General features: G+C 71.9%; 12 protein-coding genes. 7 read left to right on the forward strand and 5 right to left on the reverse strand.

Annotation, left to right across the window (positions count from 1 at the left end; translation table 11 throughout):
- Positions 1-12: 12 nt before the first annotated feature.
- Positions 13-1,419 carry a glycosyltransferase gene (locus RDV89_RS10745; RefSeq protein ID WP_315733040.1) on the forward strand — a complete coding sequence of 469 codons (1,407 nt, stop codon included), beginning with the start codon at positions 13-15 and terminating at the stop codon, positions 1,417-1,419.
- On the forward strand, positions 1,416-2,888 hold the full coding sequence (locus RDV89_RS10750; protein ID WP_315733041.1) for a sugar transferase: 1,473 nt from the start codon (positions 1,416-1,418) through the stop codon (positions 2,886-2,888). Before RDV89_RS10745 ends, RDV89_RS10750 begins: the two co-directional genes overlap by 4 nt.
- Here RDV89_RS10750 and rfbA read toward each other — a convergent pair.
- A complete protein-coding gene (rfbA, locus tag RDV89_RS10755; RefSeq protein ID WP_315733042.1) occupies positions 2,866-3,771 on the reverse strand; it encodes a glucose-1-phosphate thymidylyltransferase RfbA in 906 nt (301 codons plus the stop codon). The genes RDV89_RS10750 and rfbA overlap by 23 nt on opposite strands.
- A gap of 120 nt (positions 3,772-3,891) precedes the next feature.
- On the opposite strand from rfbA, the gene rfbB reads away from it, so the two are divergent.
- Positions 3,892-4,890 carry a dTDP-glucose 4,6-dehydratase gene (rfbB, locus tag RDV89_RS10760; RefSeq protein WP_315733043.1) on the forward strand — a complete coding sequence of 333 codons (999 nt, stop codon included), beginning with the start codon at positions 3,892-3,894 and terminating at the stop codon, positions 4,888-4,890.
- Between the two features lie 5 nt (positions 4,891-4,895).
- Complete coding sequence (locus tag RDV89_RS10765; RefSeq protein WP_315733044.1) at positions 4,896-6,335, forward strand: sugar nucleotide-binding protein; 1,440 nt, start codon at positions 4,896-4,898, stop codon at positions 6,333-6,335.
- Here the strand turns inward: RDV89_RS10765 and RDV89_RS10770 are convergent.
- The 4 genes from RDV89_RS10770 to RDV89_RS10785 all read right to left on the reverse strand — a co-directional run bounded on the left by RDV89_RS10770 (position 6,310) and on the right by RDV89_RS10785 (position 9,191).
- Positions 6,310-6,612 carry a DUF2516 family protein gene (locus tag RDV89_RS10770; RefSeq protein WP_315733045.1) on the reverse strand — a complete coding sequence of 101 codons (303 nt, stop codon included), beginning with the start codon at positions 6,610-6,612 and terminating at the stop codon, positions 6,310-6,312. The two genes, RDV89_RS10765 and RDV89_RS10770, sit on opposite strands and share 26 nt — an antisense overlap.
- A 68-nt stretch (positions 6,613-6,680) precedes the next feature.
- Positions 6,681-7,466, reverse strand: a complete 786-nt coding sequence (locus tag RDV89_RS10775) for a hypothetical protein (RefSeq protein ID WP_315733046.1) — start codon at positions 7,464-7,466, stop codon at positions 6,681-6,683.
- A 43-nt stretch (positions 7,467-7,509) separates the two neighbouring features.
- Positions 7,510-7,878 (reverse strand): helix-turn-helix domain-containing protein, encoded by a 369-nt coding sequence (locus RDV89_RS10780; RefSeq protein WP_315733047.1) that lies wholly within the window; start codon positions 7,876-7,878, stop codon positions 7,510-7,512.
- 320 nt (positions 7,879-8,198) lie between these two features.
- Positions 8,199-9,191 carry an asparaginase gene (locus tag RDV89_RS10785; protein ID WP_315733048.1) on the reverse strand — a complete coding sequence of 331 codons (993 nt, stop codon included), beginning with the start codon at positions 9,189-9,191 and terminating at the stop codon, positions 8,199-8,201.
- 42 nt (positions 9,192-9,233) lie between these two features.
- Between RDV89_RS10785 and cysC the strand changes: the two genes are divergently transcribed.
- The 3 genes from cysC (at position 9,234) to RDV89_RS10800 (ending at position 14,045) form a co-directional block, all read left to right on the forward strand.
- Positions 9,234-10,979: an adenylyl-sulfate kinase gene (gene cysC, locus RDV89_RS10790; RefSeq protein ID WP_315733049.1), complete on the forward strand. Its 1,746-nt coding sequence runs from the start codon at positions 9,234-9,236 to the stop codon at positions 10,977-10,979.
- A gap of 555 nt (positions 10,980-11,534) precedes the next feature.
- A complete protein-coding gene (locus RDV89_RS10795) occupies positions 11,535-12,671 on the forward strand; it encodes an acyltransferase family protein (RefSeq protein WP_315733050.1) in 1,137 nt (378 codons plus the stop codon).
- Positions 12,672-12,878: 207 nt separating this feature from the next.
- Positions 12,879-14,045, forward strand: coding sequence for a nucleotide sugar dehydrogenase (locus RDV89_RS10800; protein ID WP_315733051.1), 1,167 nt, complete (start codon positions 12,879-12,881; stop codon positions 14,043-14,045).
- Positions 14,046-14,100 lie beyond the last annotated feature (55 nt).

Raw genomic sequence — 14,100 nt, forward strand, 5'->3', positions numbered from 1 at the left:
GCGAGGAGCGCCATGCCGAACGCCATCATCTGCAGCATGCCCGGCGAGGGGCACGTGCGCCCTCTGCTCGTCGTCGCGCGCGAGCTGCTCGCCCGCGGGTGGCAGGTGCGGATGTTGACGGGGGCCCGCTACCGCACCCTGGTCGAGGAGTCCGGCGCGCACTTCGTGGCGCTGCCCGCGGAGGCGGACACGCTGGACGCGATCGGTGCGGATGGCGCGCGGGAGCGCGGACGGGCCGCGATCAACCGGGGCGTCGAGACGGCCTTCATCGCACCGGCGCCGTCGGCGGGCCGCCGCCTGCTCGCCATGCTGGACGAGGCGCCCGCCGACGTCGTGCTGCACGAGCCGACGTTCCTCGGCGTGCAGGCGCTCCACCGGCTGTCCGCCGAGCGACGGCCCGCCGTCGTGATGTGCGGCATCATCCCGCTGGGGTTGTCGAGCGTGGACACGCCACCCTTCGGGCTGGGGCTCGCCCCGCTGCCGCGGCCGTGGGCCAACCGCGCCCGCAACCGCGTGCTCGGAGCCGCCGCGACCCGCGTCGTGCTGCGACCCGCGCACCGGGCCGCCGACCGCTTCCTCGCGGAGGTGGGCGCTCCGCCGCTGCGGGGGCGGTTCTTCATGGACCTGCTCGACTCGGCCGACCTCATCGCCCAGTTCACCGTGCCCGAGTTCGAGTTCCCCCGCAGCGACGCGCCGGAGCGGCTCCGGTTCTACGGGCCGATGGCCCAGCCGGACCGACGTGACGTCGACCTGCCCCCGTGGTGGGACCGGCTCGACCGCCGGCGCCCTCTGGTGCACGTGACGCAGGGGACCGTGGCGAACGTCGACCTCGACGAGCTCGTGCGGCCGACGTTGGAGGCGCTGGCGGACGAGGACGTCACCGTCGTCGTGACCACCGGCGGCCGTCCGGTGGAGGACCTCGGCGAGGTGCCCGCCAACGCGCTCGTCGGGCAGTTCCTGCCCTACGACCGGCTGCTGCCGCGGGTCGACGTGCTGGTCACCAACGGCGGGTACGGCGGCCTGCACCACGCCCTGCGTCACGGTGTGCCGATCGTTGTGGCCGGGGACTCCGAGGACAAGGTGGAGACGTCCGCGCGCGTGGCCTGGTCGGGCGCCGGCATCAGCCTGCGGACCGGCCGTCCGCGGCCCGCGCAGGTCGGCGACGCCGTCCGCCGGGTCCTCGGCGACCCCCGGTTCGCGGAGCGCGCGCGGCGGATCGGTGCTTCGATCGCCGCGGCGTCGGGACCAGGAGGGTTCGTCCGCGACGTCGAGGCGCTCGTCGCCGGGCGCCACGCTGCCGGCGACCGGGCGTCCACATCGTGGTTGTTCACCGGAGATTTACAGGATCCGGCCCCTCCGACGGCTTTCGTGACCGAGGATGGACCGACATCCCCAACATCCCCCAGGAACCGCCCGTGACCGTCGTCCTCGGGGCCGACCAGGATCAGCACCGCGCGACCCTGTCGGCCGGCATGCGTCACCGTGCTCTCGTCTACCTCCCCCTCAGTGCGCTGCTCGTCGACGTGATGCTCATCGGCGTCACCGCCGTGCTCGCCGTCGCCGGACGCAACAGCCTCGCCCTGTTCGACCGTGGCGCTGACGTCACCGACACCCTGGGTGTCGTCGGACCTGCTCTGTTTGTGGTCTGGATCGTGACGATCGGTGCGGTCGGCGGTTACAGCCGCTCGGTCTTCGGCGCGGGCCCGGACGAGTACAAGCGCGTCTTCAACGCCTCGCTGTTCACCGCCGGGATCATCGGCATCGGCTGCTACCTGGCGAAGTTCCAGCTGTCCCGTGGCTTCTTCCTGCTGGCGATCGGCATCGGCATCCCGCTGCTGCTGCTCGGTCGCTTCGGCCTGCGCCGCCTGCTGCACCAGGCGTACCGGGCCGGGCTGCTGCGCCACCGCGTGATCATCGCCGGCCGTCCGTCCCACGTGGACGAGATCGCCGCCGTGCTGAAGCGGGAGACGTCGCTCGGCTACCAGGTCGTCGGTGCCGTCACGCCCGCCGGCCACGTCAGCGGCACGACGGCCAGCGGCATCGAGGTGCTCGGCGACTCCGACGAGCTCGCCGCCAGCGTCAAGCGCGCCGAGGCCGACATCGTCTTCTTCGCCTCGGGTGCGTTCCGTACGTCCGACGAGATGCGCCGCGCCGCCTGGGACCTCGAGCAGCACAAGACGCAGGTCGTCGTCGCGCCGAGCGTCACCGACGTCGCCCGCGAGCGCGTCACGGTCCGCCCGGTGGGCGGCCTGCCGCTGATGCACCTCGACACCGCGCGCTCGGCCAAGGCGTCGCGGTGGGCCAAGCGGACGTTCGACCTGCTCGGCGCCTCGACGCTCATCGTGCTCTTCAGCCCGCTGCTCCTGCTCGCCGCGCTGCGGGTGAAGGCGTTCGACCGCGGGCCGGTCCTGTTCCGCCAGACCCGCACGGGCCGCGACGGCCACGAGTTCGCCTGCTTCAAGTTCCGCACCATGGTGGTCGACGCCGAGGCGCGGCTCGCGGCCCTGCACGCCGAGGCCGGCTTCGACGGCGGGCTGTTCAAGATGAGGGACGACCCGCGCATCACGAAGCCCGGCCGCTGGCTGCGGCGGTTCTCGATCGACGAGCTGCCGCAGCTGTTCAACGTCGTGCGCGGCGAGATGAGCCTGGTCGGCCCGCGCCCGCCGCTGCCGAGCGAGGTCGCGACCTACGACGACGCCATGCGTCGGCGCCTGCGCGTCCTGCCCGGCATGACGGGCCTGTGGCAGATCTCGGGCCGCTCCGACCTGTCGTGGGAAGAGGCGATCCGCCTCGACATCTACTACGTCGACAACTGGTCGATGGTCCAGGACCTCAGCATCCTGGCCCGCACGCTCGGCGCGGTCGTCAGCTCGCGCGGAGCGTACTGACGAGCGGCTCCGTCGCCGTGAGCTCGCGCAGCAGCCGCTCCAGGTAGGCACCGTAGCCGCTCTTGCCGAGGGCGGCGGCGCGCTCGCGCAGGCCGTCGTCGTCGATCCACCCGAGGCGCCACGCCACCTCCTCGGGGCACCCGATCTTCAGGCCTTGCCGGCTCTCGAGCGTGCGCACGAAGTTCGACGCGTCGTTGAGGGAGTCGAACGTGCCGGTGTCGAGCCAGGCCGTTCCCCGCGGCAGCACGTCGACCTGCAGCCGGCCCTCGTCGAGGTAGGTGCGGTTGAGGTCGGTGATCTCCAGCTCGCCGCGGGCCGAGGGCCGCAGCGACCGGGCCCGCTCGACCACGTCGTCGCCGTAGAAGTACAGGCCGGGGACCGCGAAGCTGCTGCGCGGCCGAGCCGGCTTCTCCTCCAGCGAGGTGGCGCGGCCTCGGGCGTCAAAGGCCACGACGCCGTACGCGCTGGGGTCGGCGACCTGGTAGCCGAAGACCGCCGCGCCGTCGACGCTGGCGAAGCGGCGCAGCCGGGTGCCGAGCCCGGGGCCGTAGAAGATGTTGTCGCCGAGCACGAGCGCGACCGGCTCGCCGCCGACGTGCTCCTCCCCGATCACGAACGCCTGCGCCAGCCCCTCGGGCCGCGGCTGCACGGCGTACGTGATCCGCACCCCCAGCCGGGTCCCGTCGCCGAGGAGGCGCCGGAACGGCTCCGCGTCGTGCGGCGCGGTGATGACCAGGACGTCACGGACGCCCGCGAGCATCAGCGTCGTGAGCGGGTAGTAGACCATCGGCTTGTCGTAGACGGGCACGAGCTGCTTGCTCACCCCGAGCGTGATCGGGTGCAGCCGCGAGCCGGTGCCGCCGGCCAGGATGATTCCGCGCATGCGGCGCACCCTGCTCGGCCCCGCTCGTCCCGGGGCGGCGGCGAGCGGTGGATACGCCACATCGGGTACGCGTCCGCGCCGGCGCCGCGGGCGACCGCGGCGCTGCGCACCCTGACGCCCATGCACCGCATCCTCGTGACCGGTGGCGCCGGCTTCATCGGCTCCAACTTCGTCCACCACCTGGTCGCCCGCACGGACGTCTCCGTGACCGTCCTCGACAAGCTGACCTACGCCGCGAGCCACGCCGCGCTGGCCGATCTGCCGGCCGATCGCGTGCGCCTCGTGGTCGGCGACATCGCCGACGCCGCCGTCGTCGAGCCGCTCGTGACCGAGCACGACGCGGTCGTGCACTACGCGGCGGAGTCGCACAACGACAACTCGCTGGCCGACCCGAGCCCGTTCGTCCGGACCAACCTCGTGGGCACGTTCGTGCTGCTCGAGGCGGTGCGCAAGGCGGGCGTGCGGTTCCACCACGTCTCGACCGACGAGGTCTACGGTGACCTGGACCTCGACGACCCGCAGCGGTTCACCGAGGCGACGCCCTACGCACCGTCGTCGCCCTACTCCGCCTCGAAGGCCGGCTCCGACCACCTGGTCCGCGCGTGGGTGCGCAGCTTCGGAGTGCAGGCGACCGTGTCGAACTGCTCGAACAACTACGGGCCCTGGCAGCACGTCGAGAAGTTCATCCCGCGCCAGATCACGAACGTGATCGACGGCGGCCGGCCCAAGCTCTACGGCGCCGGGCAGAACGTGCGCGACTGGATCCACGCCGACGACCACTCCTCGGCCGTGTGGACCATCCTGCAGCGTGGCCGGATCGGCGAGACGTACCTGATCGGGGCCGACGGGGAGCGGGACAACCTCCAGGTCGTCCAGATGATCCTCAAGGCGTTCGGTCGGCCGGCCGACGACTACGACCACGTCACCGACCGCGCCGGTCACGACCTGCGTTACGCGATCGATTCGACCAAGCTGCGCACCGAGCTCGGCTGGCAGCCGGCGTACGGCGACTTCGCCGAGGGACTGGCCCGGACCGTGCAGTGGTACCGCGACCACCAGGACTGGTGGCGACCCCACAAGCAGGCCGTCGAGGCCACCTACGCCGCGAAGGGCCAGTGAAGCCAGTGAGCCCGACCGACCTCGCCCTCGAGACCACGACCATCCCCGGCCTGCTGGTCGTCCGGCTCCCGGTGCACGGCGACGCCCGCGGCTGGTTCAAGGAGAACTGGCAGCGGCAGAAGATGACCGCGCTGGGGCTGCCCGACTTCGGGCCGGTGCAGAACAACGTCTCCTACAACGCCACCCGGGGCGCGACGCGCGGCATCCACGCGGAGCCGTGGGACAAGTACGTCGCGGTCGCGACCGGACGCGTCTTCGCCGCCTGGGTCGACCTGCGCGAGGGTGACTCCTTCGGCGCTACCTTCTGGATCGAGATCGACGAGTCCGTGGCGGTCTTCGTGCCCCGCGGCGTCGGCAACTCCTACCAGGCGCTCGAGGACGGCACGACGTACTCCTACCTGGTCAACGACCACTTCGTCGCCGGGCGGACCTATCCCGCGCTGCACCTCGGCGACGAGACCGCGGCCGTGCCGTGGCCGATCCCGCTGGCAGACGCCGAGATCTCCGCCAAGGACCGGGCCAACCCGCGCCTGGCCGACGTCACGCCGATGAAGCCGCGGCGCACGCTGATCCTCGGGGCGCGGGGCCAGCTCGGCCGCGCGCTGCGGGCGTACTTCCCCGACGCCGACCTCGCCGACCTCGCCGCCGGTGACACGGGGAACACCGAGGCCGGGGACGTGGCGGCCCTCGACCTCACCGACCCCGAGGCCGTCGCGGCCTGGCCCTGGCAGGAGTACGCGGTCGTGCTCAACGCCGCCGCCTACACCGCGGTCGACGTCGCCGAGACCCCCGAGGGCCGCGCCACGTGCTGGGCCGCCAACGCGGTGGCCCCCGCCACGCTCGCCCGGATCGCGACCGAGCACCGCCTCACGCTGGTGCACGTCTCCAGCGACTACGTCTTCGACGGCACGGTCGCGCTGCACGGCGAGACGGAGGCGTACGCGCCGCTCGGCGTCTACGGGCAGTCGAAGGCGGCCGGCGACATCGCCGTCGCCATCACGCCGCGCCACTACCTCCTGCGCACCTCGTGGGTGATCGGCGAGGGCGCCAACTTCGTGCGCACGATGCAGCGGCTGGCCGCGAGCGGGGTCTCGCCGACGGTGGTGGACGACCAGCTCGGCCGGCTGACCTTCACCTCCGAGCTGGCCCGGGCGGTGCGGCACCTGCTGGACGTCGATGCCCCGTTCGGGACCTACAACGTCACGGGGGGCGGCGAGGTGCTGTCGTGGGCGGCGTACGCCGCGCGGGTCTTCGAGCTCAGCGGCCGCGACGGCGGGGACGTCGCGCCGATCTCGACGGCGGAGTACGCGGCCGGGCGCGAGGTCGCGCCGCGACCGCGGCACAGCGCGCTCGACCTGGCCAAGATCGAGGCGACGGGGTTCGTGGTCCGCGACGCGGTGGAGCAGCTGGGGGAGTACCTCAGCCCCGGCCGAGCACCTGCCTGAGGGCGGGGCGCACGTCGGCGAAGTAGACGCACGCCGCGATGGTGAAGCCCAGGTTGAGGATCGAGGTCAGGAACCCCAGGGCCACGAACAGCGAGACCAGCTGGAGCGCAAGGCCGATACCCAGGATCGCCGACCAGGTCGACTTCGTCTGCTTGCTGGCCGCGTCGTAGGCGGCCGGCGGGTAGAGCAGGGCGTTGACCAGCGCCGAGCCCTTGAGCACGAGCAGGGCGAGGAGCAGGACCAGCATCAGGATGCTCTGGGCTTCGAAGACGAACACGGCGCCACCCTATGCGGCGAAGACCCCCGGCGCCGGGGGCGTCGGGGGCCTTCGGGGACGAGCGGAGGTCAGTCGCCGACCTTCTTGGCGGCCTCGGTGACCGCCTCGGTGGTCTTCGCGGCCGTCTTCTTCGCGGTCGTGGAGGTCGCCTTGGCAGTGCTCTTCGTCGTCGCGGCCCGCTTGCGGGTCGTGGTCGCCGCGGCCTTGGTCGGGGCCGTCGAGGAGGACGCCTTCTTCGCGGCCGCCTTGGTGGTCTCCTGGGCGGCGGTCTTCGCGTTGGTCCGAGCGGTCTTCGCCGTCGTCTTCGCGGCGTCGGCGGTCTTCGACGCGGTGGTCGAGGTGGCCTTGGCGCGCGAGGTCGTCGTGCGGGCCGACTTGACGGCCTCCCGCGTCGACTCCTGCTTGCGGATCCGCGAGACGAGCGTCTCGCCGCGCTTGGCCAGGCCCTCGTAGGTGCCGGTGAAGGTGGCGACGTACTCGTCGCCGGCCTTGCGGGCCTTCTCCGGCAGCGCCTTCGCCTCGGCCTGCAGCTCTGCAATGCGCGCCTCGACGGCGGCGCGGCGCTCCTTGGCCTCCTTGGTCACGGTCTCCACCTGGGTGTTGACGCGGGCGACGGCGGTCTCGCGCAGCGCCTCGGGCGTGAGGTCGATCGAGGTGGCCTTCTTCTGCACCTCGGTCGCCTTGCCCTGCACGTCCTTGACGCGGGTCTGCACGTCGCTCTGCACCTCGGCGACCTTCGCCTGGGTCGTCGCGACGTAGTCGCGGACGATCTCGACGGCGAGGTCGACGACGCCGGCGCCGGCGTAGAGGGTCTTGGTGGCTCCGGTCTTGAGGTCGAACTTGGTGTCGGCCATGATCACTCCTTCGGGTCGTGGTGCGGCCTCCCGCACCGAGGGTTCAGCCTTCGTTGCCGGCGTTGAGCGCCAGGAACGACGCGTACACCTCGAGAAGGGACTGCTTCTGCCGCTCCGTGAGGTTCGGGTCGGCCAGCACCGCGAACTCCACCGAGCTGCCGTTGTTGTCCGCGGGGCTGACGATGCCCGCCCGGACGTACAGCTGCTCCGCGGAGATCCGCAGCGCCTTCGCGATCTGCTGCAGCACCTCGGCCGAGGGCTTGCGCAGGCCGCGCTCGATCTGGCTCAGGTAGGGGTTCGACACGCCCGCCTGGTCGGCGAGCTGCCGCAACGAGAGCTGCGCGGAGGTGCGCTGCTCCTTGAGGTACTCGCCCAACGTCTCGACGGTCTTGCCGACTTTTCCCTTGGCCACGCGTTCCATGGTGCTAACTCTAGCTAGCGCTTGCAAGAGCTAGCGGCGTGAGCCCGAGCACACTCGTCGGTAACATCGAGCATCTGCGCGGGAGATCGCGGACCGGGACTGCTAGCAACGGGCAGCGCGTGCCCTTGAGGAAACGTTGCCTTGCGCGGGGTGGGGCCACGTGCCACTCTGACGACCAAGAGCGGCACCGGCGCCGGGATCCTGACGACTCGTCGTGCGGGGCCGCTCCTCAGGAGCCGTCCCGCCCAACCCCAGATGGCGGGACGGCTCCGTTGCGTCCGAGCCCCGCACGCTCCCGCACGGCCGCCGCCTCAGAACGCGGCGCGCACCTCGCCGACCACGGCGTCACCACCGGTCAGCTCGAGCCGCCCCGTGCGGCGCACCGCGTCCGCGTCCACGCCCTCGCGCTCCAGCACGCCGGAGCGCTCCAGCGCTGCGGCCATCACGACCGCCCGGGCCCGGGTGCCGCCGTCGTGGATCTTCAGCGCGACGGCCGACCCGTCGGGCAGGCCGACGGCGTAGCACGCCTCCGCGCCCGCCTTGCCGACCGCGCCCGGCACGGCCCGCAGCAGGTCGCGCTCGTCGCGCCGGGTGCCGGAGACGTACGCCGGGTGCGCGCGCACCGCGTCCGCCACCCGCGCCTCGGCGCCGTCGCCCGCGGACGCGATGCGCCCGAACGCCCGGGCCAGTCCGGTCAGGGACGTCCCGTGCAGCGGTGCCCCGCAGCCGTCAACGGCCAGGGCGGCGACGGGCTCGCCGGTCAGCTCGGCGAACGTCGCGGTGACGGCCTGCTGCAACGGGTGCCCGGGGTCGAGGTAGTCGGTCGTCGACCAGCCGTTGACCACGCAGGTCAGCAGCATGGCGGCGTGCTTGCCGGAGCAGTTCATCAGCAGCGAGGAGCGCTCGCCGCCGGCGCGGACGACGTCGTCGCGGGCCTCGACGTCGATCGGCCAGTCGGGCGGGGTGCGCAGGGACGACGCGTCGAGCCCGGCGATCGCGAGGATGCGGCGCACGCCCTCGACGTGGAACGGCTCGCCGGAGTGGGAGGCCGACGCCAGCGCCAGCAGGTCGGGCGGCAGGTCGAGGCCGAGCCGGACCATGGCGGTCGCCTGCAGCGGCTTGTTGCACGAACGCGGCAGCACGGGGGAGACGGCGTCCCCGACCGCCCAGTCCGGCTCGCCGCCGGGGCCGAGCGCGACGAGCGAGCCGTGGTGGCGGCCCTCGACGAAGCCGGAGCGCACGACCTCGGCGACCACGACCCCCGGCGAGGGCACGGCGGGCTGTGGCGGCGTCTCAGTGCTCATGGCTCCGAGCCTAGGCACGCGGCGACTTGGCAGGATGCAGGCGTGTCCTCCCTGCCGCAGCACTGCCCCCCGCCCGGCGTCCTCGACGACCTCGAGCTGATCGCGCTCGGGGCCGCCGCCCTTCGGCCGTTCGACGCGCCGGGCTCGCCGTTCTCCCTCGCGCTGCCGCCGGCGGTCGCCGAGGCGGCGCGGGAGGCCGGTGGCGTGCAGCTCGTCGACCCGGAGGGCCTGGTCGTCGCGTACGCCCGCCCCGACGGGTCCGCCTGGACCGTCGAGCTGGGCGCGGCCCCCGACTACGGCCCGTTCCGCCGGCTGCGGCGACCGGCCGGGGACGTGCGCGCCGCGCAGGAGGACAGCGGCGATGCCGTCGTCGTGCCGGTCGAGGCGCCGTTGAGCGCGGCGCAGCACGCCGATCTCGCCGGCGCCACAGGGCCGGTGGTGCTGCTGGTCCTCGCCGGTCACGGCTGGGCGGACGTGCCGGCCACCGACCTCGTGCGGGGTGCCTTGGCCGCGACGCGGGACCTGGCCCACGTCGACGTGGTCGTGGCGCCGCTCGCCCGCCGCGGCGACCCCGCGGCCGACGCGGCGCTGCGGGCCGAGGTGGTCGGGGCGTACGGCACCGTCGTCGAGCTGCCGCGCGGCGACGGGTCGCTGGCCGCCGGGGCGACGCCGCCGGCGCGCGAGCAGGGCCTCGTCGTGCTGTTCACGGGTCTGTCGGGCAGCGGGAAGTCGACGCTGGCCCGGGCGCTGGTCGACGAGCTGCTGGAGACCACCGACCGGTCGGTGACCAGCCTCGACGGTGACGTCGTGCGCCGGAACCTCTCCGCGGGGCTGTCGTTCTCGCCCGCCGACCGGGAGACCAACATCCGCCGCATCGGCTGGGTCGCCGCCGAGGTGGCCCGGCACGGCGGCGTGGCGATCTGCAGCCCGATCGCGCCCTACGACGCGACCCGCCAGGACGTCCGTCGGATGGCCGCCGAGGCCGGCGCCCAGTTCGTGCTGGTGCACGTCGCCACGCCGGTCGAGGAGTGCGAGCGCCGCGACCGCAAGGGCCTGTACGCCAAGGCCCGCGCCGGCGAGATCCCGGACTTCACGGGCATCTCGGCGCCGTACGAGACGCCCGCCGACGCCGACGTCGTGGTCGACACGACGGGTCGGTCGGTGGCCGACGCCCTCGCCCCGGTCCTCCGCGCCCTCGGCATGGACCGCTGCCGTCCGACTGCGGAGGTCGCTCCCGCTCCGTTGGCCGTTGAGCTTGCGAGCCCGTCGGCCGCCCCCCTCAAGGTCCTGGTCGTCTGCACGGCCAACATCTGCCGCTCCCCTTATATGGAGCTCGCGCTGCGCGCCGCCGCGGGCGACGCGGTCGTCGTCTCAGGAGCCGGTACGCACGGCTTCCGCGACCATGCGATGGACGACCTGATGGCCGCCGAGGCGCGCGAACGCGGTCTCGACCCGACGGGCTTCTCCAGCCGCGCGGTGACCCGTGAGCTGATCGCCGACGCCGATCTGGTGCTGACGGCCGAGTCGCGCCACCGCACGTTCCTGCTGGAGGAGCACCCGGCCGCGTTCAAGAAGGTGTTCACGCTCGGGCAGTTCGCGCGCGGAGTGCAGCAGGTGGGGGAGGTGGCGACCCCGCGCGAGCTGATCGCCCTCATCGGCCGCAACCGGCCCAGCGCGGAGGGTGTCGACGTGGCCGACCCCTACCGCCGTGGGCCGGAGGCAGCAGCAGCCTGCGCACGTCACATCGACGAGCTCGTCGGCGTGGTCGGCCCCGCTCTTCGGGAGTGACCTGACTACGAAACGCTTGACCGATTAGGAGGCTGCACATGCCCCGATCGTCCTTTGTGGGCCCTACAGGCACTGGTCTGGCGGATGCGGAACGGCTCGTACGGCCCGATTCGCGAGACGCGAGTACAGCGGACCGCTAACCTGCCGAGATGTTGCTGCTACTCGGCGACGGCACGGGGGCCGACACGAACCGGGGAACGAAGATCTGCCCTGAGTGTGAGCACCCCGTGCGCCGCCCGTCTCCGTTTGCCCGCTGGCTTCTCGCGCGTTTCGGCCGACGGCCGACGTGCGGTCAGCCGGACGGCGGTCTCAACGAAGGCGGCTGGCCCGACGCGTGCGCTTGCAAGCACGATTCGCACGCGTAATTCTAGCTTCGAGCTCGCCCGCGGTGGCTCAGGCCTTGACGACGAGGGAACCCGATCGGTAACTGACGGGGGCCCGCGCGCTTCGGGGCATCGCTCGACGGACGCTCACTAGCTGGGTGCCCCGATGCCTGAGCAGGTGATCTTCGTCCGACCGGTCCCGCATCATTGGCGGCGGCCCTAGGCTGCGCTCGTGTCCCAGCCTGCTCTTCACATCCCGTCGCTGAACGGGGTGCGTGCGGTCGCCGTTCTAATTGTGTTCGTCGGCCACGGCTTCACCGCGCCGGGTCTGTGGCCGGGCCACGTCGGCGTAACCATCTTCTTCTTTCTTAGCGGCTACTTGATCACGACGCTGCTGCGCCGCGAGCGGGAGAAGACCGGCCGCATCGCGCTTGGAAAGTTCTACCTTCGGCGCCTCCTGCGCATCCAGCCGCCCGCCCTGGTCGCGATAGCCCTGTGCGTGCTGGTCGGCGTCGTCGCCGTCCCCGACACCACGCAGAACGCGTGGGGCATCCTGGCCGAGGTCTTCAACGTCACGAACTACTACATGGTCGCGGTGTTCGCCGACACCGGGAATGCGCACCACGGCCTGCCCCCCGAGTCGTCAATGCTGTGGTCGCTCGCCGTCGAGGAGCACTTCTACCTGCTCTTCCCCGCACTGATGATCGGCCTTGCGCTGCTGGGCGCGGACCGTCGGCGCACCGGCTGGATCCTGCTCGGCATGGCCGCCGTTGCGCCCGTGTGGCGGATCTTCCTGCACCTCGACGGCGCAACGTTCTACCGGCTCTACGTCTCCACTGACACTCGCTACGACGGCCTGCTCGTTGGCGCGGCCGTCGCGCTGCTGTGGAACCCGGCGCTCGGCGACCGGACCCCGTTCGCGGTCTCCCGCCAGCTCATTGACCGGGTACTGACCCCGGCAGCGCTGATCGTGTTCGCCGCGGCGGCGCTGGCCCCACACCCGTTCCGACTGACGGTCGTGGACACGCTGCTCTACCTGTGCCTCGTCCCGATCTTCTGGACCCTGATCGCGTCGCCGGACCACGTTCTATCGCGGTCGATGAACCACCGGTGGGTCGCACACATCGGCCTGCTGTCGTTCTCGATCTACCTGCTGCATCGGCTCGTGCTTGCCATCGTCGAGCGCGGGGGCCTTCCTGCTGTCGTGACCGACGGCGTCGCTTTCGGCGTCACGATCGCCGCCGCGCAGGTTGTTTTCGTGACAGTCGAAAGACCGCTCGGTGACGTGCGCAAGCGCCTCGAGGGCGGGGCCGGACGGAAGGCGGTAGCCACCGCGTCGGAGCCGGGACGACTGCGCAAGCGCGAGTGATCGGTGGGGTCGCATCGGCCGCACGTCGTCTAGCGGGGTCTCGCCTCAAGTCGGACGTTACGGACGTCCAGTTCGAGGCCGATTCAAACTGCCTGGTTCGCGCAGACGGCCGCGCATCGCGGCGACGACCACAGGCCCGCTGCGACTTGCGTCGCACAGTCGGTAAGGGGCCAACGCGATGCTTCGGAACGGGCTAGCCTGCGCACCATGAAGATCGCCGTCGCCGGCATGGGTTATGTCGGGCTGTCCAACGCTGTCGTGCTCGCGCAGCACCACGAGGTCGTCGCCGTCGACGTCACGCAGGAGCGCGTCGACCAGCTGAACGCCCGGGTCTCGCCGATCGAGGACGCCGAGCTGGAGCAGTACCTCGCCGAGAAGGACCTCGACCTCACCGGCACGCTCGACAAGGCGGCCGCCTACGCCGACGCCCGCTTCGTCATCGTCGCCACCCCGACGGACTACGACGAGCGCACCAACTACTTCAACACCTCGACGGTCGAGAGCGTGATCGCCGACGTGCTCGCGGTGAACACCGACGCCACCATCGTCGTGAAGTCCACCGTGCCCGTCGGGTTCACCGCGCGGGTGCGCGAGGAGAACCCCGGCGCCTCGATCGTCTTCTCGCCCGAGTTCCTGCGCGAGGGTCGCGCCCTCTACGACAACCTGCACCCGTCGCGCATCGTCGTCGGCGACACGGGCGAGCGGGCCCGCGAGTTCGCCGCGCTGCTGCTCGAGGGCGCGATCGACAAGGACGTCCCGACGCTCTTCACCGACGCCACCGAGGCGGAGGCGATCAAGCTGTTCGCCAACACCTACCTCGCGCTGCGGGTGGCGTACTTCAACGAGCTCGACACCTACGCCGCGGTGCACGGCCTCAACACCGCGCAGATCATCGAGGGCGTCGGGCTCGACCCGCGGATCGGCGCGCACTACAACAACCCCTCGTTCGGCTACGGCGGCTACTGCCTGCCGAAGGACACCCGGCAGCTGCAGGCCAACTACACCGACGTGCCGCAGAACCTCATCAGCGCGATCGTCGAGGCCAACACGACGCGCAAGGACTTCATCGCCGAGGACATCATCCGCCGCGGCCCGCGCACGGTCGGCATCTACCGCCTCATCATGAAGTCGGGCTCGGACAACTTCCGCGCCTCCTCGATCCAGGGCGTGATGAAGCGGATCAAGGCGAAGGGCATCGAGGTCGTCGTCTACGAGCCCTCGCTCGACGCCGACGAGTTCTTCCACTCCGAGGTCATGGCCGACCTGGACGAGTTCAAGAAGCGCTCCGACGTGATCATCGCGAACCGTCGCACCGACGTGCTCGCCGACGTGGAGCACAAGGTCTACACGCGCGACATCTACGGCCGCGACTGACCGGGTCCGAGGGGCGTGGCCCACTCCGTGGGACGCGACCGAGGCATGAGACGGG

It is taken from the genome of Nocardioides imazamoxiresistens (assembly GCF_032378595.1).
Taxonomy (GTDB): Bacteria; Actinomycetota; Actinomycetes; order Propionibacteriales; family Nocardioidaceae; genus Nocardioides; species Nocardioides imazamoxiresistens.

Bases quoted from the DNA above. Each gene is read 5' to 3' on its own strand.
- RDV89_RS10745 (WP_315733040.1), top strand. From the start codon at position 13: ATGCCGAACGCCATCATCTGCAGCATGCCCGGCGAGGGGCACGTGCGC.
- rfbA (WP_315733042.1), bottom strand. From the start codon at position 3,771: ATGCGCGGAATCATCCTGGCCGGCGGCACCGGCTCGCGGCTGCACCCG.
- rfbB (WP_315733043.1), top strand. From the start codon at position 3,892: ATGCACCGCATCCTCGTGACCGGTGGCGCCGGCTTCATCGGCTCCAAC.
- RDV89_RS10775 (WP_315733046.1), bottom strand. From the start codon at position 7,466: ATGGCCGACACCAAGTTCGACCTCAAGACCGGAGCCACCAAGACCCTC.
- RDV89_RS10785 (WP_315733048.1), bottom strand. From the start codon at position 9,191: ATGAGCACTGAGACGCCGCCACAGCCCGCCGTGCCCTCGCCGGGGGTC.
- RDV89_RS10800 (WP_315733051.1), top strand. From the start codon at position 12,879: ATGAAGATCGCCGTCGCCGGCATGGGTTATGTCGGGCTGTCCAACGCT.